General features: G+C 41.3%; 28 protein-coding genes, 1 tRNA gene and 1 other annotated feature (1 of these 30 running past the window's edge). Of the genes, 5 read left to right on the forward strand and 24 right to left on the reverse strand.

Annotated features, from left to right (window positions below):
* Nucleotides 1–93: a binding site (T-box leader), on the reverse strand; it reaches 154 nt to the left of the window's first position.
* Nucleotides 94–101: 8 nt separating this feature from the next.
* A complete protein-coding gene (gene ilvE / locus NSS78_RS12855) occupies nucleotides 102–1,016 on the reverse strand; it encodes a branched-chain-amino-acid transaminase (protein ID WP_003216381.1) in 915 nt (304 codons plus the stop codon).
* 433 nt (nucleotides 1,017–1,449) lie between these two features.
* Here ilvE and NSS78_RS12860 point away from each other — a divergent pair, with 433 nt between their 5' ends.
* Complete coding sequence (locus NSS78_RS12860) at nucleotides 1,450–2,493, forward strand: lactonase family protein (protein ID WP_284906785.1); 1,044 nt, start codon at nucleotides 1,450–1,452, stop codon at nucleotides 2,491–2,493.
* Nucleotides 2,494–2,576: 83 nt separating this feature from the next.
* Here NSS78_RS12860 and NSS78_RS12865 read toward each other — a convergent pair whose 3' ends face one another.
* The 9 genes from NSS78_RS12865 to NSS78_RS12905 form a co-directional block, all read right to left on the reverse strand.
* Nucleotides 2,577–2,999, reverse strand: a complete 423-nt coding sequence (locus NSS78_RS12865) for a YkvA family protein (RefSeq protein WP_034620597.1) — start codon at nucleotides 2,997–2,999, stop codon at nucleotides 2,577–2,579.
* Nucleotides 3,000–3,094: 95 nt separating this feature from the next.
* The gene (dltD, locus tag NSS78_RS12870; RefSeq protein ID WP_137054891.1) at nucleotides 3,095–4,261 is read right to left on the reverse strand and encodes a D-alanyl-lipoteichoic acid biosynthesis protein DltD; all 1,167 of its coding nucleotides are present in this window, start codon (nucleotides 4,259–4,261) and stop codon (nucleotides 3,095–3,097) included.
* Complete coding sequence (gene dltC, locus NSS78_RS12875; protein ID WP_003216498.1) at nucleotides 4,261–4,497, reverse strand: D-alanine--poly(phosphoribitol) ligase subunit 2; 237 nt, start codon at nucleotides 4,495–4,497, stop codon at nucleotides 4,261–4,263. Before dltC ends, dltD begins: the two co-directional genes overlap by 1 nt.
* A 21-nt stretch (nucleotides 4,498–4,518) precedes the next feature.
* Complete coding sequence (gene dltB / locus NSS78_RS12880; RefSeq protein WP_327839439.1) at nucleotides 4,519–5,703, reverse strand: D-alanyl-lipoteichoic acid biosynthesis protein DltB; 1,185 nt, start codon at nucleotides 5,701–5,703, stop codon at nucleotides 4,519–4,521.
* The gene (gene dltA / locus NSS78_RS12885; protein WP_050943631.1) at nucleotides 5,700–7,205 is read right to left on the reverse strand and encodes a D-alanine--poly(phosphoribitol) ligase subunit DltA; all 1,506 of its coding nucleotides are present in this window, start codon (nucleotides 7,203–7,205) and stop codon (nucleotides 5,700–5,702) included. The genes dltB and dltA overlap by 4 nt, the downstream gene beginning before the upstream one ends.
* A gap of 14 nt (nucleotides 7,206–7,219) precedes the next feature.
* Nucleotides 7,220–7,369, reverse strand: coding sequence for a teichoic acid D-Ala incorporation-associated protein DltX (locus tag NSS78_RS12890; RefSeq protein WP_024427820.1), 150 nt, complete (start codon nucleotides 7,367–7,369; stop codon nucleotides 7,220–7,222).
* Between the two features lie 253 nt (nucleotides 7,370–7,622).
* Nucleotides 7,623–8,885, reverse strand: a complete 1,263-nt coding sequence (locus tag NSS78_RS12895; RefSeq protein WP_342468125.1) for a DUF1668 domain-containing protein — start codon at nucleotides 8,883–8,885, stop codon at nucleotides 7,623–7,625.
* Between the two features lie 207 nt (nucleotides 8,886–9,092).
* Complete coding sequence (locus NSS78_RS12900) at nucleotides 9,093–9,764, reverse strand: DUF4241 domain-containing protein (RefSeq protein ID WP_342468126.1); 672 nt, start codon at nucleotides 9,762–9,764, stop codon at nucleotides 9,093–9,095.
* A gap of 407 nt (nucleotides 9,765–10,171) precedes the next feature.
* Complete coding sequence (locus tag NSS78_RS12905; protein ID WP_212046223.1) at nucleotides 10,172–10,336, reverse strand: hypothetical protein; 165 nt, start codon at nucleotides 10,334–10,336, stop codon at nucleotides 10,172–10,174.
* 240 nt (nucleotides 10,337–10,576) lie between these two features.
* Between NSS78_RS12905 and NSS78_RS12910 the strand changes: the two genes are divergently transcribed.
* The 3 genes from NSS78_RS12910 (at nucleotide 10,577) to NSS78_RS12920 (ending at nucleotide 12,819) form a co-directional block, all read left to right on the forward strand.
* Nucleotides 10,577–10,765: a hypothetical protein gene (locus NSS78_RS12910; protein ID WP_212046193.1), complete on the forward strand. Its 189-nt coding sequence runs from the start codon at nucleotides 10,577–10,579 to the stop codon at nucleotides 10,763–10,765.
* A 136-nt stretch (nucleotides 10,766–10,901) separates the two neighbouring features.
* Nucleotides 10,902–12,458 carry a T7SS effector LXG polymorphic toxin gene (locus tag NSS78_RS12915; RefSeq protein ID WP_212046194.1) on the forward strand — a complete coding sequence of 519 codons (1,557 nt, stop codon included), beginning with the start codon at nucleotides 10,902–10,904 and terminating at the stop codon, nucleotides 12,456–12,458.
* Between the two features lie 19 nt (nucleotides 12,459–12,477).
* Nucleotides 12,478–12,819: a hypothetical protein gene (locus NSS78_RS12920; RefSeq protein WP_212046195.1), complete on the forward strand. Its 342-nt coding sequence runs from the start codon at nucleotides 12,478–12,480 to the stop codon at nucleotides 12,817–12,819.
* A gap of 338 nt (nucleotides 12,820–13,157) precedes the next feature.
* Here NSS78_RS12920 and NSS78_RS12925 read toward each other — a convergent pair.
* The 10 genes from NSS78_RS12925 to NSS78_RS12970 all read right to left on the reverse strand — a co-directional run bounded on the left by NSS78_RS12925 (nucleotide 13,158) and on the right by NSS78_RS12970 (nucleotide 20,723).
* Nucleotides 13,158–13,231: transfer RNA gene (locus NSS78_RS12925), tRNA-Arg, on the reverse strand.
* A gap of 120 nt (nucleotides 13,232–13,351) precedes the next feature.
* Nucleotides 13,352–13,876 carry a metallophosphoesterase gene (locus NSS78_RS12930; RefSeq protein WP_113387205.1) on the reverse strand — a complete coding sequence of 175 codons (525 nt, stop codon included), beginning with the start codon at nucleotides 13,874–13,876 and terminating at the stop codon, nucleotides 13,352–13,354.
* A 14-nt stretch (nucleotides 13,877–13,890) separates the two neighbouring features.
* Nucleotides 13,891–14,493: an XTP/dITP diphosphatase gene (locus tag NSS78_RS12935; protein ID WP_181185471.1), complete on the reverse strand. Its 603-nt coding sequence runs from the start codon at nucleotides 14,491–14,493 to the stop codon at nucleotides 13,891–13,893.
* Nucleotides 14,494–14,503: 10 nt separating this feature from the next.
* Complete coding sequence (gene rph, locus NSS78_RS12940) at nucleotides 14,504–15,232, reverse strand: ribonuclease PH (RefSeq protein WP_327839440.1); 729 nt, start codon at nucleotides 15,230–15,232, stop codon at nucleotides 14,504–14,506.
* Between the two features lie 151 nt (nucleotides 15,233–15,383).
* Nucleotides 15,384–16,445, reverse strand: a complete 1,062-nt coding sequence (locus tag NSS78_RS12945) for a GerMN domain-containing protein (RefSeq protein ID WP_212046196.1) — start codon at nucleotides 16,443–16,445, stop codon at nucleotides 15,384–15,386.
* 101 nt (nucleotides 16,446–16,546) lie between these two features.
* Complete coding sequence (racE, locus tag NSS78_RS12950; RefSeq protein ID WP_106032636.1) at nucleotides 16,547–17,365, reverse strand: glutamate racemase; 819 nt, start codon at nucleotides 17,363–17,365, stop codon at nucleotides 16,547–16,549.
* Between the two features lie 7 nt (nucleotides 17,366–17,372).
* Nucleotides 17,373–17,813: a MarR family transcriptional regulator gene (locus tag NSS78_RS12955; RefSeq protein WP_003216546.1), complete on the reverse strand. Its 441-nt coding sequence runs from the start codon at nucleotides 17,811–17,813 to the stop codon at nucleotides 17,373–17,375.
* A gap of 149 nt (nucleotides 17,814–17,962) precedes the next feature.
* Complete coding sequence (gene gerE / locus NSS78_RS12960) at nucleotides 17,963–18,187, reverse strand: spore germination transcription factor GerE (protein ID WP_003184172.1); 225 nt, start codon at nucleotides 18,185–18,187, stop codon at nucleotides 17,963–17,965.
* 205 nt (nucleotides 18,188–18,392) lie between these two features.
* Nucleotides 18,393–19,709 carry a citrate:proton symporter gene (locus tag NSS78_RS12965; protein ID WP_113387207.1) on the reverse strand — a complete coding sequence of 439 codons (1,317 nt, stop codon included), beginning with the start codon at nucleotides 19,707–19,709 and terminating at the stop codon, nucleotides 18,393–18,395.
* Nucleotides 19,710–19,862: 153 nt separating this feature from the next.
* Nucleotides 19,863–20,723, reverse strand: a complete 861-nt coding sequence (locus tag NSS78_RS12970) for a LysR family transcriptional regulator (protein WP_113387208.1) — start codon at nucleotides 20,721–20,723, stop codon at nucleotides 19,863–19,865.
* A gap of 136 nt (nucleotides 20,724–20,859) precedes the next feature.
* On the opposite strand from NSS78_RS12970, the gene NSS78_RS12975 reads away from it, so the two are divergent.
* Complete coding sequence (locus tag NSS78_RS12975) at nucleotides 20,860–21,990, forward strand: PrpF domain-containing protein (RefSeq protein ID WP_309217083.1); 1,131 nt, start codon at nucleotides 20,860–20,862, stop codon at nucleotides 21,988–21,990.
* A gap of 27 nt (nucleotides 21,991–22,017) precedes the next feature.
* Here the strand turns inward: NSS78_RS12975 and NSS78_RS12980 are convergent, their stop codons facing one another.
* From NSS78_RS12980 to sdhA, 4 genes are all read right to left on the reverse strand, one after another.
* Nucleotides 22,018–22,737 carry a biotin--[acetyl-CoA-carboxylase] ligase gene (locus NSS78_RS12980; protein ID WP_212046198.1) on the reverse strand — a complete coding sequence of 240 codons (720 nt, stop codon included), beginning with the start codon at nucleotides 22,735–22,737 and terminating at the stop codon, nucleotides 22,018–22,020.
* A 78-nt stretch (nucleotides 22,738–22,815) separates the two neighbouring features.
* The gene (locus tag NSS78_RS12985) at nucleotides 22,816–23,277 is read right to left on the reverse strand and encodes a thioesterase family protein (RefSeq protein ID WP_050943617.1); all 462 of its coding nucleotides are present in this window, start codon (nucleotides 23,275–23,277) and stop codon (nucleotides 22,816–22,818) included.
* 121 nt (nucleotides 23,278–23,398) lie between these two features.
* Nucleotides 23,399–24,163 (reverse strand): succinate dehydrogenase iron-sulfur subunit, encoded by a 765-nt coding sequence (sdhB, locus tag NSS78_RS12990; protein WP_003216443.1) that lies wholly within the window; start codon nucleotides 24,161–24,163, stop codon nucleotides 23,399–23,401.
* A gap of 1 nt (nucleotide 24,164) precedes the next feature.
* Complete coding sequence (gene sdhA / locus NSS78_RS12995; RefSeq protein ID WP_003216403.1) at nucleotides 24,165–25,925, reverse strand: succinate dehydrogenase flavoprotein subunit; 1,761 nt, start codon at nucleotides 25,923–25,925, stop codon at nucleotides 24,165–24,167.
* Between the last annotated feature and the right edge of the window lie 3 nt (nucleotides 25,926–25,928).

Raw genomic sequence — 25,928 nt, forward strand, 5'->3', positions numbered from 1 at the left:
AGTTCACTTTAGAAAGTAACACCGGTTTCCAGCTACCACCGGCTCTCTGTAGATACTGACTCTAAAACTACTAGTCCTCTTCAACGTTTATCGATATCTATTTAGCTTGCGTGAATGTTTTCATCTGTAAAAACGACTTTTTCTCCTTCTTCAACGACTCGCTTGCGGAATTGTTCAAGAAGTTTGTTTGTGTGAACCCCAGGTTTCCCTTCACCGATCGTACGGCCGTCAACCTTTACAACGGCAATCACTTCGGCTGCGGTTCCTGTTAGAAAAACTTCTTCTGCTGTATACACATCGTGCCTTGTGAATGGTTCTTCTTTCACTTCATAGCCTAAGTCTTCTGCAATCTCCATGATGGCATTTCTTGTGATGCCTTCAAGAGCGCCGATATAACCTGGCGGTGTATAGAGCTTACCTTTTTTATAAATAAACACATTGTCTGCAGAACCTTCTGCCACGTACCCTTGATCGTTCAGCATCAGCGCTTCACTCACACCGGCCATATGGGCTTCGATTCGGACAAGGATGTTATTCAAATAATTTAATGATTTCACTTTTGGACTCAGTACATCGGGACGATTTCGCCTCGTCGGTACCGTCACAATATCAATACCTGTTTCATATAGGTGCTTTGGAAAGATGGCCAGCGGCTCTACAATGATCACTGTGTTGGCTCTCCCGCAGTTGTTTGGATCTAAACCAAGATCACCAGCTCCTCTTGAGACAACAAGACGGATATAGGCATCCTTCAGTCCGTTCCTTTCAACTGTATGAATCATTTTTTCCGTGAGTTCCTCAAGTGAATATGGAATGTTCAGCATAATCGATCTAGCGGAATCATACAGGCGGTCTAAATGTTCTTTCATTCGAAAGATATTTCCGTTATACACGCGTATCCCTTCGAACACACCGTCACCGTATAAGAAGCCATGATCATAAACTGAAATTTTCGCATCCTCTTTTTTCACGAGTTCATCGTTTAAAAAGATCCACTGTTCCTTTTGGTCTTCCATTTTCAGTGAGCACCCTCTCTTTCAAACAAAAAGTAGTTGAATTTTCAGACACTTTATATTAAAGCGCCTCACGCTTGCTCTGCGTGTTTGTTTAGCTTTTGTTGAACCCATCTTACGCCGCTTTCCATACAGTGTCAACAGCATTTTTAAAATTATTAGACAATTTAGACTAATCAAAATTAAATGTATACGCTTACACCTTTGCTAGACAAGGAATGAAAAAAACTTAAAATTTTTTGTATTTTTTCTTCAATTGATTTACTTTACCTGAACGCTTTTCATTTGAGAAAACGTTTGTCATATTTTTTCACATTATTTTGAATGAAGACTGGTAGATTCCAGCGCTTTTGATTTTCTTTCGGTATGCCTTTCTAAAGCGTTTTCCTATGAATTTATGATAGAATGAGAGCATCTTATAGAAGGAGGGCAATACATGGCTAACATCAGAGGTTATATCGGAACGTATACAAAGGGAGACAGTAAAGGCATTTATACTTTTACATTAAATACGGACAAGCAGCAGATCGAACAAGTAGAAGTGGCTGCTGAACTTGAAAATCCTACATATTTAACCGTCTCAGATTCTCAAAAATTTGTGTATGCTGTTGTGAAAGAAGGATCACAGGGCGGCGTGGCTGCTTATCAAATCGATGCTGAAACCGGCACACTTCGTTTCATCAACCAAGAACTTGCCGAAGGCGCTTCTCCTTGTCACGTCAGCGTGGACAGTCAAACAAAAACAGCTTTTACAGCAAACTATCATAAAGGAACAGCAGAGATGTATGAAATCGATGCTGAAAATGGCTCAGTGATTCGCACGCTGTCACAGGCGCAGCATGAAGGAACTGGCCCTAACGAAGATCGTCAGGAAAAACCGCACACTCACTTTATGGGTCTGACACCAGATGAACAATTTGCAGTGTCTGTTGACCTTGGGACAGATGGCATTTATACGTATAAGAAAGAAAACGGCAAACTTGAGCTTGCTCATACATTTGAAACAAAACCAGGCACCGGGCCTCGCCATATTACATTCCATCCAACGAAACCTGTGGCATATGTGATGACAGAGCTAAGCTCAGAGGTGATTGTGCTTCATTACTTTGAAGATGGTCATTTCGAAGAGATTCAAACGATCGCAACCATTCCAAGCGACTTTACAGAGAACAATCAAGGCAGTGCCATTCACGTCTCTTCAGACGGCCAATTTGTTTATGCAGGAAATCGCGGACATGACAGCATTGCGATTTTTAAAGCAGACGCTGACGGCCAATTAAGTCTTGTCGAGATTGCTTCTTCTGAAGGAAACTGGCCTAGAGACTTTGTGCTTGATCCAACTGAAGAATTCCTCGTCGGTTCAAACCAAGAGTCTAGCAACCTAGTGTTATACAAACGCGACAAAGAAACAGGACGACTCACTGTCTTACAATCAGACATCTCAGTCCCTCATCCAGTTTGCGTGAAATTTTTAGGATAATGAAAAAAAGCCTCCAACTGTGGAGGCTTCATATTGTTGACAAAGGGCTAAAATGATCTTGATTTTAGCCCTTTGTCTTCTTTTCAGCGTGTAGACGGCATCCCGCCATCTTCAAGCTTTTGATCAATCAGAGACGTATCGGTTTTTTCACCGAACCATTTTGACAGCCTGTCCTGCGCTTTTCCTTTCACATCATCATCAATGTAGACCGCTACTTGAATCAGAGCAAATGTGATCGCTCCTAAATCATCTGTATAGCCTACACCAATCAATGTATCGGGAATGAGGTCAATTGGAAGGATAAAGTATCCGAGTGCCCCAATAATAAGGGTCTTCGCTTTGACAGGTACTTCAGGTTTTTGCAATGTATAGTAAAGTAATAGCACAGCATAGACAAGAGAGACACCAGCTTTTTGTGCCGTCTTTTTTAACTTTTCCCAAAAGGCATGATCATTAAAATGCTTCTTTGAACGCTTCAATAGTTCTTTTTTCTCAGAACGATTCATCATATCGCCTCCATTTACAGCATAGCCCTTTTCCCTTCGTTATACAAGATATTCGCCAATTCGACAAACAAAAAGCAGCAGAAAGCTGCTGCATTCTACTGCTCTTTGTAAAACTTTTCGATTGCCTTATCGATGTACACCCATCCTTTATAAGACACATGAATCGTATCTTTAAAGAAATAAGGATCGTACTCATGCTTAGTCAAATCTGCGACTTCATACCCGTTATCGCGTATTTGACGATTGATTTTCTCATAATACTCTGTACGTCCCTCTTTCGGAAAACCGGTATAATCATACCATTTTCCGTTAACAGGAATCGTCACAAACAAAGGCTTTGCCCCTGCCTGTTTTAAAATATCCAGCATGATTTGAAAATCTTTGTATTCTGGTGATTCCGCATAAGAATGACCTTCACGGGAATCTTTCATCTTTTTCATGATCGGTTTCAGCTTGCGGTCAAACAATTTTTGATTAATATAAAACGGGTTGTTCCCTGCTTTTTCCGCACCTAAGACACTTGCTTCTTTTTCAAGCTCAGTCCATGTTTTTCCTTTGACTGATGGAGACGGTTGAAGCTTACGTTCATGTCCCGATCCAATTGTATAGTACATGTCTTTCTTTTGAAGCATGCCATAATACATTTTTGCAATAGGAGAAATCGCGCCATAAGCGAATTTGTTTCCAGAAAGCTCTGCTTTAAAAAGCTCTGTGATGACCATGTCGTTCTTTACTGCTTTAAACTTCATGATTCTCTTGATCAGTTCTTTTTTCACAGCTGGATCAATTTCTTTATTATAAGCGAGATTCAGTGCTTGAAGCGCTGAATAGTTCGGTGCAAAGTGATTTTCGTCAGATCCCCATTTCACAAACCACTGCGGGGACACGATAAACACAAGCTTCTTCCCTTTTAATTCATCCATATGCGCTGCAAAGTTCATCGCATGAATTAATGATTGCGATCCACCTTTTCCAATAAGATAAGGTGTAAACCCTTGAGGATTCTCATGAAAGAAATTTGAAGGGTGATATGGATCAAAACGTGATAGTTCAGAAGATCCATAGATCGGCAAATAAGTTGGATCTTTTAGCATTTCGTCTTGTAAATAAAGCCCTTGGAACATCCCCGGATCTAATTCTGTGGCTGACTTTTGTAATTTATCTTTTGGGATCAGATGTGAGAGCCATGCATTTGGTACAAGAAGAACACCAATGAATAGAACAGCCGCTAAAATAAGCGGCCCAAAAAAACGCTTTTTCATTACTTCATCTCTGCCAGCTGCTCAGCAATGTGATTCGGTGTATCCCACACATCACGATCAAACTCTGTAATCGGAACAGTAATTCCAAGTTGACTTTCGATTGCCATAAGCAGCTCTACTGTACCAAATGAATCTAGAAGACCTTCGTCAAAAATTGCAATCTCTGGATTTTCTTTCACAACGTCATCCTGACAAACCTCTGCAATAATACCGTATACTTGATTTTTAAATTCCATAATTTTCTACTCCCTTAATCATTAATGATGAAATGGTTTTCCTGAAAAAATATAAAATCCGAAACAAATCACATGGAATGTAATAATGATCGACACAACCATTGTGACCTTATTATCCGGCCACCACTTGTGTTTTTTATTCCATTTCTCGAATAAATTGTAACCGGACATCACAACTGCGTGATATAGTCCGTAAATAATATATTGAAGTGCTAGACCATGCCAAGCACCCATCAATAGAAAGAGGACAAAGTACCCAATATTTGATACAGCCATACGGTTCTTGATCCACTTCTTTTTTGTCATAAAGAACACAAATCTCATAAACACGTAGTCTCTGAACCAGAAGGACAGGGACATGTGCCAGCGATTCCAGAAGTCTTTAATGTTCCGGCTGATAAACGGTTTGTTAAAGTTTTCTGGTGATTTAATGCCCATCATATAACTCACACCAACAGCAAATGCTGTATAACCAGCAAAGTCAAAGAACAAATACATACTGTACGCATACATATATGTTAACTGTTGAACAAAGTGACTGCTGCTAATGTGATGAATATTCATGAGAATATACGTGTGAATCAGATAACCAATAATGAACTTGTATAAGAAGCCGATAAAAATTTTATGAATACCGGCGTATAGAAGATCACTGTACGCTTCCTTTTCAGGCGGCGTATCCATATCCTTTTCAAACCGGCGGTAACGATCAATCGGACCTGATGAAATCGTCGGGAAAAAGACAATGAAATAGACCAAACGATGAATCGGCATTTTCTTCTTAATCAAGCCGTCTCTTGTCTCGATAATTAACTGAACACCTTTAAATGTTAAGTACGAGATCCCTAAAAAGCTCAGCCAGTTCATTGGCGGCGGTTGATGCGGCTGATGAGTTAAAAAGAACGGTAAAACCTTTGATAGCACAAGCGGCAAAATCGATGCCACCACTGCCATATAGAAGACAGACGCCCTGTTCGCTTTCAACCGGTACGAAAGGTACAGGCGGATGATCAAGACTTGCCACACTGTAAACAAGAAGAGTAGCAGCGCGCCATGTGCATCCTTAGAGAAAATAAGGGCGAGTGCCACAACCGTTGCAAACATGTTGTAGCCCTGCATTCTTTTGCCGCGAAGACCAAGAATGATCGTCGGCAAAAGAAGAACACCAATTAGAATGAAGAAAAAGAATGAACTAAACGGAATCATAGAAGAACCTCTTTCGCGATTCTTTTACGGTCAACCTTCCCGTTTGGCGTCATGTATAGCTGCTCAAGATAGACAAACTTTCTTGGAATCATGTACGCAGGCAGTGAATCCGCCATTTCTTTCTTAATTGCACTTGTCAGCTGATATTCTTTTTCAAAAGAATGCGCTGCTGGAACAATGGCTGCAATTAAGTACTCCACATGACCGTTTGGCTGGAACGGCACAATCACACAAGCATTGACATACGTTGTCTCGCTCACATGATATTCAATTTCTTCAAGCTCCATTCGGTATCCATGCAGCTTAATTTGATAGTCCAGACGGCCGTGGCATGTAATCAAACCATCCTGCGTCACACCTGCGTCACCTGTACGGTAAGCAGGGCGTCCTTCGTATTCAAAGAACACTTTATCTGTTAAGGCTTGTTCACCTAAGTAGCCTCTCGTGACGCTTGGCCCCACGATGACAATTTCCCCTTTTTCACCGTCAGGAAGTGCATTGCCTTCTTCATCTAAAATAACGATATCTGTATCCGGTTTGGCGTAGCCGACTGGTAAAGAATCGTGCTGATCAAGAATCGCTTGCGTGACTTCAATCGATGTGATCGCAACAGTTGCTTCAGTCGGACCATACGTATTAAAGACCTGCGCCTTTGGAAAACGCTCAAGGAGCGCACTTGCTACAGATACAGGAAGTGCCTCTCCGCAGAACAAGAAAACTTTCAACTCTGGTAAAAGCTCCCCTGTAAAGGAAGGGTCCATTAAGCACATTTGCACAAAGGAAGGTGTTGATGTCCACACTTCAACGTCAGATTGACCAAGTGCTGCAAACATATCCTTCGGCTTATTCACTAGATCTTTCACTAAACAGTAAAGCGTGCCGCCTGATTGAAGCGCTGGATACAAATCCATCACTGATAAGTCAAAAGAAAATGGTGCTTGATTTAAGAACGTGCGTCCCCCGCCAATTGGGAAGTCTCGGCACATCCACTCTGTAAAGCTTTCTAAATTATTGGCTGTTACCTGAACGCCTTTCGGTTTTCCGGTACTGCCAGACGTATAAATGATGTAAAAGACATCATCCTGTTGAACCCACTGCGAGGATGGCGGTGCTTCTTTTTCAAGAGCTAAAAGAGATGCCGCACTTTTCACTTCAATGTGTTCTTCTACATCTAGTACATTCAGCTCATTTGCACAAATCAACAGACTGGCTTTTGAGCTTTCAATAATTGAGACGATACGCTCGGCAGGGATTGAGATGTCGACCGGAATGTATGGTCTACCTGATTTCACACTGCCTAAGAAAGAAATGAGCATCTCTGGCTCCATATGACCGTATACAATGACAGGTGCACTATCTGTAGCGACTGCATCTATGGCACCAGCCATTTGGTCTGATAGATGCCAAAGCTCATCATATGTGATCGAAGCATGTTGAGAAACAAATGCTGGCTGTGTTGGTTTCGTTTGTTGGTATTCTTGAATCGTGTGTAATAGTTTCATAGTTTAATCTCCAATTAAAAATCGTTGTAAATGAATGATCCCGTATTTGCTGTATGGAATCCGTAAATAAAGAACAATAATAGCAAAATAAGTAAGTAAAAGCTTGTATATCCTATCCATTTTACAGACTTATTTTCTGATAGCTTTTTGAATAGCATATTGATAACCTCTTTTCTTTTGACACTTATAGAGACGCATGGATCATCAAAAGAGTTTCATATCAAACCATAAATTTTTTAAGAAAATGCTAAAAAAATGTCGAACCTTAGAACGTCTCTTTTGCGCAAAGCTGTCTTATTGTAACAAAGATTTAATGTATTTGAAATGAAATTCGATCTTAAATTTGCCTTAAAATTGCTGAAAGCTGTCGAATAAACGCAAAAGCCACCTAGTTTGGCTAGATGGCTTTGATGTTATTTACTTTTTATATTTATTCACTTCGAACATGAGAATGTTGTTGAATACCACATAGTCCTTTTTACTTTCAAAAGGACCTTTGTTGTTGTCATGCTCGTCAATTTCATAAAACCCAGGACCTTCGCCGGCATCATGCTTTTTGTACCAAGAGAGGAATGCGTTGACTTCTTTCATTGAAAGGTCATACTCTTTCTGCAAGCCATTGACCATTGTGATGATGAGAAGAGCATCGCCGTCTTCATCTGTTGTATCGTCTTTAGGCGGTGTGGTTGGTTCTGGGTCTTTGTCGCCTGGGGTTTCGGTTTCAGTGTTTTTAAGACTCTTTAAAGATATAGATAAATTAGATTTGAAATTTGCTCTAGCGTTAGTAGGGGCACTTGAACTTTGTTCAACTCCTCCAATTACATAGAGTGTATCATCAACAAGTGCGGATACATGTCCCATACGATAAGGTGCAGAGGTGTTAGGTATAGTTTTTGATGTTTTAGTTTCTAAATCATAGAGTGCAACTCTAGAAACTCCACCCGTTCTTATAATATAATCTTCATACATGACTGCAGAATAATAGGGTGCAATAGCTCCACTACTAACTCCCCTCCATTGATCTGCTATAGGATCATATTCATAAATTCCTTTCACTAAGACCTCTGATCCAGTTAAAATGTAAAGTTTATTCTTCACAACCACTGCATTTCCCGAAGTAGCTTCAAAATTAAATTTTTTCTTTTTGGTCCATTCTTTTGTTTTCAAATCATAACTATAGGTATTGTTGTATCTATCTGCCTTTAATGCACTATCGTATCCAACTACATAGATCTTCCCATCAATAGCACCTGCATATAAATTGTAAGCAGATACCTTTCTTTCAAACGGGAGCTCTACTGAATCTTCCCAAGAATCCATTTTGATATTATAAACTTCTACGCTATTTGTTAATCCTTGTTCTGTTCTCCCCCCCATTACATATATACGATCATCAACAATTACACTGGCAGCACCCATGCGGCCTGTCTTCATACCAGCTTTTTCTGACCATTTATCTAACTTAGGATCATATACATAAGTAGTATTAGAATATGCCTTACTTGGACCTGTTCCACCTATTACATAGATTTTCCCATCATATACTTCACTTACAGCTCCTACTCTTGCATCTGGAAGCTCTTCTCGTTTTTCCCATTCAAGCGTTTCTGCTTTTATTGATTGTAATGGATAACTTAATGCAGAAAATAATAAAATGAAGATAAAAAGCCATTTTTTCAAGATAACCACACTCCTTCAATTTGTTTACATAACAAATATCGGATAGTTATTTATTTTTTTCATGTTTTTGTTACTTATATATATATTTATTTACTTGCCATCTCCCCAATGCGCCTATAAATTTCTAAAATTAGAATTCCGCATTAGAATTATTTAACATTTTTGTTAATTAATTTCAGTCGTTACTCATATTTTTCTATATCTCCATCAAAAAAACCCATGATTCATGGGTTTTTTTGATGGAGATATAGAAAAATTCGTCACAAGGCAAGAGGGCTCTCCGTTTTCATCCAGCCCCCAAAAGCTTGGATACATCCCATCGCCGAAACCTGTTGTAAACATGGCAATGTCCACCTTGTCATGAAAACGGGCGACGAGCCAGTCCCATGTGTGCTTGTAGTTTTGCTCAAGCGCTTCTGCAAATTCTTCATAAAGATAGAAATCATTGTCCTCTTTATACCGTTTATCCTCATAAGCTTGTAAATATCGTGCTGCTTCCGCATCCATGAAACAACCCATTCCCGTATTTACACCGTAGCCGAAGAACTCGTCTTCTTTCAATTGATTGAGTTCTTGCCCTGCTCTTGTGGCAAGCTCCCATTCTGTTGCTTGCTCGTTTGTGAACTTGACCATTGCATAGGCAACGCGTTCGTCACCGCTTTGCAACCGCTTAACTATAAGTAGAATAGGATATTTTCCTAGAGCAACCTTCCTCGTAAACGATTGGTCCCCTTCTGAAACAAAAGGATCGCAGGCAACGATATGACCGCTCGTGATCTCGATATAGCCTAACTGTTTGGCGAATAATTGATCACCTTCTGAGCTGCTTGATTTCTCTCCATTTTCATATAGTAGGTTTGTTGGATTGATGTTGTACAAGTGACCATTCCTTTCAATGTTTTTCTAGGGCGTTTGGGATTATGTGCTTTTTCCTCATTTAATCGTCAATAAAAAATCTGTAACGAGACAAGTTTCATCTCCATTCTCGTCCATCCCCCAAAAGCTTGGGTATACGCCATCACCAAAACGAGTAGAAAAGATCGCTAAATCAACTTTCTCCTGAAAGCGCGTGACTAACCAGCTTCTTGTTTCCTCATAACTTTTCTCCAAACAGTTCTATGAAAGGGTTCTCCTTCTACTATACACTTTAATTTTTTTAGTTGGAAAATGAATATTCTCTCTTTTGAACATTTATCCCTTTGCGATGTCTTTTTCATTAGTTAAAAATAAATGGAAGGTTCATTAAAAAACGCCCTTCCAATGGAGGGGCTGTGTTATTAACTATTTTATTTTGAATATCTCTTAATAAATGTTTCGCTAATCCTGCTTACGATATAGATCGTAACCGCTAAAATCAGCATCAACGGAAACATACTTAAACGATCATCTGCAGCATAAACAATGATCCCCACAATGATAGCCACTACGATTGCCGTTAAAAAATGCTTCACCGCCATCTCACCCCTTTGTATACATCATATACATTTTATTACACAAAAGGTTCTATTGAAATAATTTCCACAAAATCAGATATACGCAAGTCTAGATTGATTTCGACCACAAGCAGAAGTGGGTTTCCTTTGTTTCGCTCTATAAGTGGGTTTCTCCCCTCCCTTATATTGTTCGTATAATCTCTATATGCTAAAATTAACTAAAATACCTAGATAATGGATCAACCAGGAGGTCATTCAGTGACACAGCAAAGCAAACCATCCAAAATGTTATTAATTACTTTACCCGGCGCTATTATCGCCCTTGTGATGGTCTTAGGGAAAATTGATACACCTGTAACAAATGTTTTATTTTATATTGTGGCTTTTAGTGTTATGGGTTTAGTGGTTTCAAGCTTAGTGAAAGACTACAGAAAAAAGAATAGTTAAACTCTTCATCTAGGAAGCTGTCGTCTATGCAGCTCCCTTTCTTTATGTGAACACTCTCAAAGTTCTACATTAAAGCAAAAACAACTGGAATTAAAAAGAGGGAAGTAAATGAGTAGAGAAATTAAAGGAGAATGGTATGAAAACCCTTGACGTCTTTGAGTTGAAGAATGGAATTGACCAAACGCTGAACAAATTGAAGCAGCAATTACAGAATGTTAAGTCCCTAGAAAAACAAATCAATCAAATCATCTCCTTGGATGGCGCATTAAAGGGAGAAGCTGGACAGGCGATAAAAGCTTTTTATTTGGAGTGTCACATTCCCTTTTTGCAATTCTTTCAGATCATCATTGAAGAATACAGTGGTGCGCTAAAAAAGACAAAACAGGCACTTCATGCTTTTGAATCAAACCCGAATGGTTTTATCTCTCAATCATTCATTGAACACGAGCTTGACCAAGGGTTAAAAAAAGCCGAACGGGCCATTTCTGATATCGTATCAGATGTGAATCAAGCCATTGGCAGAGTAAACCATATTGTGCATTTGCCTCATGTAGACGAATCTACTTTCCAACAAAGCTATCAAAAAGCATGGCTTGAGACGTCCAAAACCATTGGACTACTTCATGCTTTTGACAGAGAACAAACAAGTGCACTAAATGAAACAAAAAGTTCCCTTCACACAATGAAGCAATACATAGACACTTTAAGCACGATGTTCACTGGCCCGAAAATTGAGATGACCAGTTATCAAAAGGGCTCTATTTTCAAAGATGGAAAAGAAGAAAAAATCAAGAGCACCATCAACGGATTGAATGAAAAAATAGACAACCCTAAAGAAAACCCAATGATGATCATGCTCAAGAAGCTGAATGAAAAAGAGGGATCGAATGTGGATACGGTTGTGAAGAAGAAACCATCTAATAAAATCAATCAAAACGCCGTGTTCGTAAATAGAAAAGTATATAATACAAATGAAAAGATTGACTTCGCAAATGCCAAAACAGTTGAAGTTATTCGAGATGGAATGCTATATCGGTTACGAATATCGGATCAAAACAAAGTGAATATTGAAAGCATCACAAAGATTTCTGATATGAAAACAGGAGAACAAACCTCAAACAACTTAAATACGGCGGTTGAATTTACAGGAATAAATGATGCAATTCGAGCCATCACAGGGAGAGATCCTGTAACAGGTGATAAAGTCGCTGACATGGACCGTCTAGTATCAAGCTTGTACATGATACCAGGAGCTAAAATCGCTAAAGTTGGAAAATACGTTTTTAAAATCATGAAAGGAGAGAAAGTAGCCAAGAAGATTGTCAAAACACCTTCCTTCGGCAAACACTCCGTACCAAAAGGTCCGTATCGTGAAGTAAATGGTTTCCCTGCAAAAGTAAAACCAGGAGCTCAAGAGAAACATATTCCTGATGCACCTAACTATAAACAGGAGCTAGCTAATGGAAAGAAAAAAAGCATCTTTTACGGTGACAATAAAAAAGCACAAGAATTGCTTGATAAATATGCTGGTAAAGGAGAAATGATGGTAAATGGAAGGGAAGTTGTCAATTTCGGTCAAAAAATAGGACAGACCTATGACTTAAAAACCGGGAAATATATAGAGACTACAAGAGGTACTATCCATTATTCAAAAAACGGTGCTCATATAGTCCCTTCAAAACCATTAGAATGAATGAAAAGGATGATTAACTATGGAATATAACTCTTTAATAAAAACATTAGATGAAAATGGAGGGAAAGAACTTATATTAGTTTGGAAAAATGGATTAAAGATCGTTGGTAAACCAGACACACTCTATGAATCAGATAATGGTTTAGAGGACGATGATGTAAATTATACAGAATACTATGCTGTTGCTTTTAGGGTAATAGAAGTTTTGACCCAGCCTACTCATAACGAAAGCAGTATATATGATTGGATTAGTACAGGAAAAAGCTCATTAGTAGAAATATCTCTTTATAAAGATACACCAAATGCAGTATATTTAGCAGACGGTCAAAAAAAATTATGGGAATTGGACAGTGATAATTAACAAAGGAAGGCCCCTCCAAATTGGAAGGGCTTTTCGTTTGTTTTTGCTTTACCTCAATATATTAAGTAGCAACCCTACATATAAGCCCATTTTCAATTTATACATTTTTGATTTTGATCCATTTACGTTCATAGTCATTGAAGAAGCTAATCAGAAATCAGCCACCCATCTTGATAGCTTCTTTGATACAAAAATAGGGAACGGAAATACTTAAAAACAAATTCGCCCCCAGCCCGCTCCCAAAACCCTAATTTGAAGCGATAAACGAACTTATATTCCAAGAAACAAAAAAGCCTGAAATCCTTTCATATCAAGGATTTCAGGCTTTTACATTAGTACGTCCCAGGAGAGATTCGAACTCCCGACCGACGCCTTAGAAGGGCGTTGCTCTATCCAGCTGAGCTACTGGGACATGTTGTTATGTAGTGTTCTGTTGGTGAGTACCTCACCGACAAGATTTATTATATTACTATTGTTCTTTAAAGTCAACGGTTTTTCGAAAGTTTTTTCATAAGGGGCAAATGCTGCACCCTTATGAAATACCTTCCAATGTGACAGTGTTTTCGAGGTCTTGTATGGCTTGACCTTCGTCTGTGAAAAACTGTACGTTTGCTTCGCTTCCATCTAGTGTCAGTATAGCGTAGCTGCGCTCTTTACGCACTCTTGGCAGGTGCACACTGCCTGGGTTAATGAGCAGTTTTCCTCTTAGCAGCTCACTGCCTGGGATGTGCGAGTGGCCAAAGCAGATGATGTCTGCGCCTAGCTCTTCTGCACGGTAGTAGACTTGAAGCAAGGATTGTTTGATGCCATGCAGATGTCCGTGAGTGAGAAATAGTTTTCCGCCTCCATCAAGTGAAAGCAGGAGCTCTTCTGCAAAATCGCCCATAAAGTCACAATTTCCTTTGACGACTTTGTATCCTTCCAGAGCTGGGTGGTTCGTTTCGAGTTCTGAATCTCCGCAGTGAATCATCATGTCGACTTCAGCCGCATGTCGTTTGGCAATGGTTTGAAGTTCGTCTGTGAGTCCATGACTGTCACTAATGATGAGTATCTTCATGGCTTCATTCCCCCTTATTCATTTGCGTCTAGCAGTGATGAAAGTTTTTGAAGCGCGACCGCTCGATGGCTGATCTTGTTTTTCTCCTCTGGTGATAACTCGGCCATCGTCTGGTCTTTGTCTTTGACGATGAAAATTGGGTCGTATCCGAAGCCGTTTTCGCCGATTGGTTCCTCTGCGATGAAACCTTCTACTGATCCTTCTACCGTCTTTGTTTCTTTACCCGGTATGCTGACAGCAAGGGCACATCTGAATCTAGCTGTACGGTCTTCTTTTTCAATGCCTTGAAGCTCGCTCAGCACTTTTTCTACATTCTCAGCATCGTTTTTATGTTCACCAGCGTATCTCGCTGAATATACGCCAGGTTTTCCGCCAAGATAGTCAATCGACAAACCGGAATCGTCTGCAATGACCATTTCACCTGCTTTGGCTTGAATCGCCTCGGCTTTGATGATGGCATTTTCTTCGAAGGTTTGTCCTGTTTCTTCAATCTCTTCAGTAAAGCCGATGTCTGCTAGTGTTTTGACCGTGAATCCTTTTGGCTCAAGAATGGCTTTGAATTCTTTCGCTTTGCCCGCATTGTGCGTTGCAATGATGGCTGTTTTCATCCTGATCAAACCCTTCTCTTTATTCGATGACTTCTCCTGTCACTGCTTTTTGCTTTTCGATTAATTCTTTGATGCCCTTTTCGGCTAAATCAAGCAGTCCGTTTAGCTGTTCTCTTGAGAATGTCGCTTCTTCGCCTGTGCCTTGAAGTTCAACAAAGCGTCCAGCGCCTGTCATGATGACATTCATATCTACTTCAGCTGAAGAATCTTCTTCATAATTTAAATCTAACAGAAGACCTTGCTGAGAATCAATTCCGACGGATATCGCCGCTAAATAATCAGTGATCGGGTTTTGTTTGATGACACCTTCTGCTCGAAGCTTTTGAAGCGCAAGCGTCATGGCTACAAAAGCACCGGTAATAGATGCTGTGCGTGTGCCCCCGTCTGCTTGAATGACATCACAGTCAATCCAAATCGTGCGTTCGCCAAGCTTTTCTAAGTCAACGACTGCACGGAGTGCTCGTCCAATTAATCGCTGAATTTCCATTGTACGTCCTGTCACTTTTCCTTTAGATGATTCTCTAATGGTTCTTTGAGCGGTTGCTCTTGGAAGCATGCTATATTCTGCTGTAATCCAGCCTTTTCCTTGTCCTCTTAAAAAAGGAGGTACGCGGTCTTCGATGGATGCGTTACAAATCACCTTCGTATTGCCCGCTGAGATTAAGACAGAGCCCTCTGGATGCGTAATGTAGCCTGCCTCTATTTCAATTTTTCTTAATTCGTCATAGTGTCTTTCATCTAATCTCATGATTTACCTCCGTTACAATATACATTCCGCGCGGATGCCAGCGGGGTTCTCCTACTAACTTTGACAACCTCGGCTCGTTCTAATCGCTTGGAATAAAAAAGAGGCAGCGAATATGCATGCCTCTTTTTCTCCATTATATCAATGTGTGCCGTTAAAAACTACCTGTATTCACTTGTTCTGGTCTTGAAACCGGCTTTGTCAGCTCTGCTCCTTTTTCGTTCACAAGCTCAGCCTTGCCGTTTACCTTAACGGATACGCTTTTGACGTCCGGCAGCTCTGTTAATGTGAGCACGATGCTATCAAGAACTTTTTGTGAAATCACCTTTTTCTTTTCATCTGCGCTGCCGAAAATGGATTCGTTGAAATCAAGTGTCACATGTCCGTCTTTTACTTTCGGGATATCATTCAGCTTTACATCTTGATCAAAGTCTGTGAGCAAATGGCTTTTTTTGCTTGGTCCAGAGACGAGCTCATCAATGGCTGCTGTAATTTGATCATCCTCATCTTTTGGCGCCCTTTTGGTCACAGGAACATAGTACGTCTGTTCATCAGATTCAGCTAAGTAATAAACTGTCACTGGCTTTGTCGATGTCATATCAGCGGCAGCCTCGTGCTGAATATTAATACCGTCTTCTCTGCTTAAATCATCTGAAATCGGTGTGCCGTTCACAGGCATTTCTTTTAGTTCATGACCATTCATTTTCAATTTGACTTTGGCGACAGAATCAAACTGCGTTAACGTCCAAGTGACCGATTGCAGGATGCGCTGTTCGTCTTCTTTTTTATAGTTTTTGAATTCATTTGAAAAATCTACTACGGCCGTTCCGTCTTTAATGTCGACAGATACACTCGTGTCGGCCGGCAAAACAGCCCGGAATCCATTTGGCATGAGGTTAGAAATCGGTCCTCCGTCCACGAGATATTCTAAGGTTTGTTTGGCACTCCCCTCATTTTTCGGCAGTGGAATGGATTGAGAAACGACATACCCGTTTTTATCAATTAAATATAATTCTCTCATGACTGTATCTGCCTTCTTCTCTTCTTTTCCTTCTTTCGCTGTTTGTTTCTCTTCTTTATTTTCTTTCACATATGTGACGTTTTGTGGCGGGTCAATCTCTGTTTTCGCTTGATCTGTTTGAAACAATCCGCATCCTGACAAAAGCATGGCTGACGCGATACACGTCACAGCTGCTGTAGATCCTTTTTTCAGCATACTTCACCCTCCTCTAGTAGTTTGTACTACTATGTATACGAGCTCCTCCTGCGGATTAGACCCTTTTCATAAAAAAATAACCCACTTCAAATAGAAGGGGGTTATTGCTGATAGACGTGTTCGAGTGATACGGTTTCGACCTTCCCTGGCAGGTAGCCAAACCAGTCACGAGCGATGTTTTCAAAATTTTGCTGCTGCCCTGTTGTATAAAATGTATGAACAGGCGCTTCTTTAGAGGTATTTAACAGCCCTTTATAGGAAAGAATCGTACTTGCTTCTCTCGCTGTCTCGTCCCCTGATGAAATGATGCTCACATCACTGCCCATAAAGCGCTGAATCGACTCTTTTAAAATTGGATAGTGTGTACAGCCAAGAATGAGTGTATCAATTCCTGTTTCTTTCATCGGTTCAAGGGAATCTTTCACCACTTCATCTGCTGTCTGATCTAAAAACGTCCCGCTTTCCACAAAGGGAACAAGCAACGGACATGCCAAACTTTGAACCGCTAGTCCTGCTTTTAGAGATAGCAAAGCTTCTTTGTATGCCTCGCTTTTGATCGTATTGGCTGTACCAATGACACCAATCTGCTGATTGTTTGTCACCTTGATGGCTGTGCGGGCGCCGGGCTGAATCACGCCAATAACCGGAATATCAAGCGTTGCTTTGATTTCATCTAGTGCGATCGCCGTCGCTGTGTTGCATGCGATGACGAGCATTTTAATATGATGATGTCTTAATAAGTAGTGTGCCATTTCCCAAGTATATTGAAGAACCTCTTCTTCTTTCCGAGGGCCATACGGGCACCGCTTTGTATCGCCTACGTAAATGATTTTTTCTTTTGGCAGTTGTCTCATGATTTCCTTTGCAACGGTTAAACCGCCGACGCCGGAATCAATGACGCCGATTGGTTGATCCAACAAAATCGCCTCATTTTCTTTTCATTTGCTGCTGTAGTTTCGTTAAGGATTGATTGAAAACGATGGCTTCTTCTTCTGAGAAAGCCCCTAGAAGTTCACTGACGTATTCTTGGCGTTTAACAATCACTTCTTGAATGATCCGCTCGCCTTCAGGCAATAAATGAATGCGAACCACGCGGCGGTCAGAAGGATCTTTTACTCGTTCGACAAGTTCACTTTTTTCCATTCGATCAATTAAGTCGGTGGTTGTACTGCAAGCCAAATACATCTTTTGTGATAGCTCACCTATTGTCATATCTCCGAATTCATAAAGCCACTGAAGCCCTACAAATTGAGGAGGTGTAATCGTATATTGGTTCAGGATTTCTCTGCCTTTTTGCTTAATAATTGCAGCAATATGGCGCAATGATTTTTCAATCTCTGCTACATGGTCGAACTCATTCGTTTCCATTTCATTGATACCTCACTATAGCATCTCACTTTGATTAAAACGTACATTCCTATTTTCCTCGTTTTTCAGAGAAAATGCAAGAAGAGACTCATGGAAACCATATAGAAATAACCGGTTCCTTCCTAGAGTGGAAGGAAAACCGGCTGACTTTAGAGCTCTAGCTCACCCATACGCAGAAGCTCGACTACGGCCTGTGAACGACCCTTGACTCCTAGCTTTTGCATGGCATTCGAAATATGATTTCGAACAGTCTTTTCGCTAATAAAAAGCTCGCTTGCAATTTCTTTTGTTGTTTTATCTTGGACGAGCAATTCGAATACTTCTCTTTCTCTTTTGGTTAATAGCGGCTTGGATTGAAACTCTTTCTCCTTCAAGTATTGTAACCCTCCTTGCTAAGGTGAGAGCTCTAGTCTCTATAGAATGGGATTCTGTATAGTCGAGATATCATATGCCGGCTGCCCGAGGTAGGTGACGTTAAAATCGAGAATTCCTGCATATGAGCGTCCATTTTGTACGGTTTTATCCGCACAAAAAAGGACGAGTCTCCTACCCGAGACGTCGTCCTTTTCATACACGTATTTAAAAGATAGAAATGGCTCCTGTTAACAAAGCAATAAGCGTTGTAAAAAGGGCAGTTAACACGGTCCACAGCAATGCGTATTTTTGCAAATCGCCAATATCTTTGTTCAGCATACTGACAAGAAGCAGCGTTGAAGCCACAAGAGGGCTCAGCAGATGAACAGGCTGTCCTATAATAGAGGCGCGTGCAATTTCCACTGGATCAATTCCGTAAGCTGCGCCGGCTTCTGCCAAGATTGGCAGCACCCCGAAATAATAAGCATCATTTGAAAGAACAAATGTAAATGGCATACTCGTTAAAGCCACAATGAGCGGAAAAAACGAACTGTAAGAATCCGGAATTAAGTAAATCACCAAGTTGGCAATCGACTCCACCATTTTTGTCCCCGAAAAGATTCCTGTAAAAATTCCTGCTGCAAACACAAGGGTAATGACCGTTAAGGCATTTCCCGCATGTGATAAGATTCTCTCGCGCTGATCTTCAACCTTTGGATAGTTGATCATGAGAGCGATGACAAATCCAATTAAGAAGAGAACTGGAATCGGTACGATATCTAAAACAAGTGTCGCCATCACCGCAATCGTCAAGAAGAAGTTCACCCAAATGAGATTCGGTCTCTTTATATCTTCTACGCCATCTTCGATTGACGCTGCCAGTTCAGGGGAGATCGAGACCTCTTCTTTGTACTGAATTTCTGCAACCCCAATTCGCTTCCGCTCTTTTTTCCCAAGCACATAAGCAGTAAAAAGGATGAATAGACCGCCAGCTACCATCGTTGGAATTAATGGAATAAAAAATTCAGCTGCATCCAAGCCAAGCGCAGCAATTGCTCGAGTAGCTGGACCACCCCACGGGGTCATACCGCTCATAATGCCTAATGATAATAATGAAATCGTCCCTAAAATCAGCGGGTTCATCCCAATTCTTAAGAAAAGCGGCAGCAAAGCGGATACGGTAATCATGTAAGTTGTCGTCCCATCACCATCTAATGCAACAAGCATAGACAAAATCGCTACCCCAAACGCAATTTTGACAGGATCCCCTTTCACAATACGTAAAATGAGTTTAATCAGTGGATCAAACAGCCCAGCATCCAGCATGACACCGAAGAATAAAATGGCAAATAACAATAAAGCAGCAGATGGCGCAACCGTTTTGAGTCCATCGAGCATCATATCCCCTAACCCACTGTAAAACCCACCAATCAATGCAAAGATGATCGGTACTACGGTTAACGCCACCACCGGATGCATACGTTTTGTCATAATAAGAAATGTAAAAGTCACGACCATTAAGAGCCCTAAAATAGCTAGCACTATATATCCCTCCATCCTCTTCTTTACACGATCAGCAAGCGCCCCTTTGCACTTGTGATCTGAATGTTAGCGCTTTCTATTTCAAGGATATAATAGCTTTTTTCATAATGAAAATATTGATTTTTTCGTATCTTCTATAAATTCTTTTTATAATCAGCCTTGCTGGCTTCTTAAAAATTCGATGAATGCTTTCACAACAGATAAATGAAGGGAGTCAGGCTGGTACATAAGCCATGTATCTCTTAAAACAGGCTGTCCATCTTTATACGAAAGACCTTTTACAAATAGCTCATCACTTGGCCTGAGGCAAATTTCCGGGACAATGGCATAGCCTAAACCGTGCTTGACCATCTCTTTTGATGTATCCTGGCGATCTGTCTCCATCGTCACAAGCGGAGGCATGGCAAACGTTTCCTGCCACCATCTGTTAATCAATCGTTTTAATGAACTATCTGTATGATAGTCAATGAGCGGCAGCTTCGGAAGGTCCTTTAGCTGAATTTCTGATTTTGAAATGATACAAAGCCGCTCTTTATCAAGCAAAAACCGCTCTCCATTCCAGTCGTAATCCCCTCTTAAAATCCCTAAATGAACACTTGATGTGCCTAATAAATCCATGACTTTCGTACTCCAGCCTGTATTCACCATGAATTGAACATGTGGATACTGCTTAGAAAATTCTCTTAAAATTTCTGGGAGCTTATACTGAGCAAAGTTACTTGAGACCCCTAACCGGATTGTCCCTTTGACCTTTTTTTGCATGTTGAGCATACCATCTTTTGTTTGCTGAAGCTGTTTGAGCATGTCATTTGCATATGCAGCCAAGTACTCGCCTTCTGACGTAAATTCAATCCCTCGTTTTCTTTTAAAGAAAAGCTTCATATCAAACTCCTCTTCAAGCTGCTTCAACCGATAGCTTAAGGCAGGCTGAGAGACAAATAATTTCTCCGCCGCTTTTGTGATGTTCTTTTCTTCATAGAGCACCTTTAGAAACCGCCAGTCTTTCTCATCCATGGTGTGCCCTCCTTTTTCACTAGTTATAAAAAAAATTTATTGATTCATCTTAAAATAATGTATTTAACTTATTTCTTATTATACTTTACCATTTTGATTAGATAAACAGTTCATTAAAAAATTGAGGGTGAGAGCAATGAGAAAAGTTCCAATCACAATGATGCGAGGCGGTACAAGTAAAGGGGTATTCATTCAAGCAAACAATTCACCATTTGAACACGATGAGCTCGAGGCATTTCTTTTAGACATTATGGGCAGTCCTGACCGGCTGCAGGTCGATGGAATCGGCGGCGGTAATTCTTTAACAAGCAAAGTGGCCATTATCGATAAAGCCACACGTCCAGATGTGGATGTGAACTATACGTTTGCACAAGTCAGCATCAATGAGAGATATGTCGACTTTAAAGGAAACTGCGGGAATATCTCATCAGCGGTTGGACCATACGCCATCATTAAAGGACTTGTTCAAGCGGTTGAACCCATTACGACTGTACGTATCCTCAATACCAACACAAATAAAGTCATCGTAGCAGAGGTTGAGGTTGAAAATGGCGAAGTGAAATTTGAGGGAGATGTAGAAATTCCAGGTGTAAAAGGGACAGGATCTCCCATCTATCTATCCTTTGAAAAACCTGAAGGCGCTGTGACTGGTAAAACCTTTCCGACAGGGAACCGCATGGATACGATTCAGACAAAATTCGGAGAGATTCCGATCTCGATCGTTGACATCGCAAATCCCATTGCCTTTGTCCGTGCGAAGGATCTTCATTTAAAAGGAACCGAATTACCTGAGGAGTTTACAGACGCATTACTGAATGATTTAGAAGAGATTCGTTCCATCGCTGCTGAAATGTGTCACTTTGCACCCAAAGACATGGCGACATTACAATCACCAGCCGTTCCGAAGCTTGCGATCATTAGCGAGCCTGCTGATTATGTGGATACAAACGGAGTGATGAGACGAGCAGCCGATATGGATATCGTCGTACGCATGTTATCGATGCAAAGACCACACCAAGCGCTTGCCATTACCGGTTCTGTCTGCGTGTCAGCCAGCTGTTTTATGGAACATACGCTTCCTGCACAGCTTTATAATGGACAACATGATACGCTTCGAATTGGGCATCCTGCCGGGATAATGCAAACGGACATTGACGTGTCCCAAAATAGAGTCAAAGTCATTCGAACTGCAAGAGAAATTCTAGACGGGGTTGTCTTTACGAAACAAGATTATATTGTGCAGCCTCATATTAAAAGAGAAGCCTAAAGCAGACGAGAACATCGTCTGCTTTTTTTAATGCTGAAGCGGGGCATCAATATCTCCGGCAGAATGAGCTTTGATCTGTCCTTTATCATCTTTTAGCTGAAGATGACCAAAGCGGTTAACGCCGCAGCAAATGCCTTCTTCCCATGTTTGTTTTTCACGATCTAACGAAATGCGAAGCGGCTTGTTTAGACGATATAACCGTTTATTATAAAGGGCAGTGAGTGCTTCAAACCCTTCATTCTGCCAGCGTGTACGGTATTTTTCAAAAGCCGCTGCCAGGTTTTTCACTAGCTGATCGGCTTTCACCTCTGTCAGCTCTGATAAGCAAATGGTTTTGTACGGGACATGCTCCGGCTTCGTCTCTACATTGATGCCAACACCGATATAAATGGCGCTGCGATCTGCTTCAATTAATGTGCCGGATACCTTTGCTTCATTAATGAGGATATCATTCGGCCATTTGATCGCCAGCTGATCGTCCGCTCTTATGAGTGGTTTCAGCACATCATAGATTGCTAGCGCTGTTAGCGGGGCGATCGTTGACTGGGTGGAGAGTTCTTCTGGCGGCATGACTGTCATGGTCACTGCCACATTCCCTAAAGGTGTTTCCCACGGCCTGCCGAGTCTGCCTCTTCCTTCTGTCTGCTGGCGTGCATAGACAGCAAATGAGGGCTTTTCTCCTTGCTGCATGAGCCTTTTCGCTTCATTATTTGTACTATCAATGGTGTCATATTGAAAAATCTTCATATGTTCTCCTCTTGTTTCTTCTTGATATGGTGCTTTTATTATAACAAAATAAAGCGTGCACGTTGATGAGCCAGCATGCTACTCATTTCGCTGCGCCCTAAATGTCTCTTTTTCTTCTTCAGTAAATGGGACAGATGTGCCTGTATCTTTACTAATTTGCACCATGGTGACTGAGCCTGTAAAGCATGGTTCCTGCTGTTCATTTTCTCCTAAATAATGAAGAATGAGTGAGCTTGAGCCGACCTTCTCAGGCTTAACATACACTCGAAGCCTCTCTCCAATCTCTACCTGCTTGATGTAATCACATTGCAGGTTAGCGACGACTGTCATGGTTTCTCGCACACGTTTCATCCGTTTATCAACAATTCCTGTTTTTTGAAAAAAGGCAATGCGCGCCTCTTCAAAATACACAAAAGGGGTAACATTGTTCATGTGGCCAAACATATCCGTTTCTGAAAACCGAACGGTCGTTTCGACATAAAATCGAAAGGATGCCCTCCACTCTTCAAACGGTGCTTCAATATATGACGGCAATCTCACTTGATCATCTCCTTATTTGGAAACAAAACGCCTCTCCCGTATTGGAAGAGGCGTTTGTTTCAATATTGCATCCAGCCTCTTAAACACTCATCATGATTGGCAAAGAGGACTGAATGTGATGTTATTCTGCGTGATCGCTTCCGAAGAAGTTACGGAATGCTTGTAAAGTTGTATCTCGGTTAAGTGCAGCAATTGACGTTGTCAGCGGGATTCCTTTCGGACAAGACTGCACACAGTTTTGGGAGTTCCCGCAGTTCGCAAGACCACCGTCCCCCATAATTTCTTCTAGACGGTCAGACTTATTCATCGCACCTGTCGGATGTGCATTAAATAAACGAACTTGCGAAAGCGGTGCAGGTCCCATAAAGGAAGATTTATCATTCACGTTTGGACAAGCTTCAAGGCAGACACCACATGTCATACATTTCGAAAGCTCATAAGCCCATTGACGTTTTTTCTCAGGCATTCTTGGTCCAGGACCAAGGTCATACGTGCCATCGATCGGTACCCATGCTTTCACCTTTTTCAAGGAATTGAACATCCGGCTTCTATCAACCTGCAAATCTCTCACAACCGGGAATGTCTTCATCGGCTGAAGACGAATCGGCTGGTCTAACTTGTCAATCAAGGCTGTACATGATTGGCGCGGCTTTCCATTAATGACCATAGAACAAGCTCCGCACACCTCTTCAAGACAGTTCATATCCCAGTTGATCGCCGTTGTTTTTTTCCCTTGTTTATTGACCGGGTTCCGTCTAATTTCCATGAGTGCGGAAATGACGTTCATATTTGGGCGGTAAGGGATTTCGAATTCTTCATCATAAGGCTTTCCATCTGCTGTATCTTGACGTGTGATTATGAATTGAATCGTGTTTTTTTCACTCATCTTATTTCTCCACCTTTTTCTTCGAGTAATCTCGTTTACGAGGTGCAATTAACGATACATCGACGTCCTCATAGTGGAATGCAGGCTTTTGATTTTTTCCTTTGAACGTAGCCATCGTTGTTTTTAGGAACTCTTCATCGTTTCTCTCTGGGAAGTCTGGTTTGTAGTGTGCGCCTCGGCTTTCATTCCGGTTGTAAGCCCCGATCGTAATGACTCTTGCCAGCTGAAGCATGTTGTCAAGCTGACGTGTGAAGGCAGCGCCTTGGTTGCTCCATGAAGCTGTATCGTTGATGTTGATCTGCTTGTAGCGCTCCATTAGTTCTTCGATTTTCTGATCTGTTTTTAAGAGTTTGTCATTGTAACGAACAACTGTGACGTTATCCGTCATCCATTCTCCAAGCTCTTTATGAAGCACGTACGCATTTTCTGTTCCGTCCATGCCGAGGATGTTGTCCCATTTCTCCTGCTCTTTCTTCACGGCGCTGTCGAATGTTGCAGAAGATAGGTCTTCCGCAGACTTTTCAAGACCGCTAATGTACTTCACAGCATTTGGTCCAGCGACCATTCCGCCGTAAATGGCTGAAAGCAGTGAGTTTGCACCAAGCCTGTTTCCGCCGTGCATAGAGTAATCACATTCTCCGGCAGCAAATAGGCCTTTGATATTCGTCATTTGATCATAGTCAACCCATAATCCGCCCATTGAGTAATGAACAGCAGGGAAAATTTTCATTGGAAGCTTACGCGGGTCATCACCCATGAATTTTTCATAGATTTCAATGATGCCGCCAAGTTTAATATCAAGTTCTTTTGGATCTTTATGAGAAAGATCGAGATATACCATGTTCTCTCCGTTGATGCCAAGCTTTTGCTCGACACATACGTCAAAGATCTCACGTGTTGCAATATCACGCGGTACAAGGTTTCCGTATGCTGGATATTTTTCTTCTAGGAAGTACCAAGGCTTCCCGTCTTTATATGTCCAAACACGTCCGCCTTCACCACGAGCCGATTCACTCATGAGACGAAGCTTGTCATCTCCAGGGATCGCTGTTGGATGAATCTGAATGAATTCTCCATTTGCGTAATGAGCCCCTTGCTGATAGACGATAGATGCAGCAGATCCAGTGTTAATCATGGAGTTCGTTGATTTTCCGAACACGATTCCAGGACCGCCTGTTGCCATGATCACTGCATCTGAACGGAAGGATTCAATTTCCATTGTTGTTAAGTTCTGCGCGACAATGCCTCGGCATACTTCCTCGTCATCTAACACAGCGCCAAGGAATTCCCAGCCTTCATATTTCGTGACAAGCCCCGCTACTTCATAGCGGCGAACCTGCTCATCAAGTGCATATAATAGCTGCTGGCCTGTTGTAGCTCCAGCAAACGCTGTACGGTGGTGCTGTGTTCCCCCGAAGCGGCGGAAGTCCAATAATCCCTCTGGTGTTCTGTTAAACATCACACCCATCCGATCAAGTAAATGGATAATGGACGGCGCTGCTTCACACATTGCCTTAACTGGCGGCTGGTTGGCTAAGAAGTCTCCGCCATACACCGTGTCGTCAAAATGCTCATAAGGTGAATCCCCTTCACCTTTTGTATTCACCGCTCCGTTGATTCCGCCCTGTGCACATACAGAATGCGAACGTTTTACAGGTACGATTGAAAATAGTTTAACAGCTGTTCCCGCTTCTGCTGCTTTAATAGTTGCCATGAGACCAGCTAAGCCGCCTCCGACAACGATGATGCTAGAATTACTCATTGT

The organism is Bacillus sp. FSL W8-0920 (genome assembly GCF_038593215.1).
Lineage (GTDB): Bacteria > Bacillota > Bacilli > Bacillales > Bacillaceae > Bacillus > Bacillus pumilus.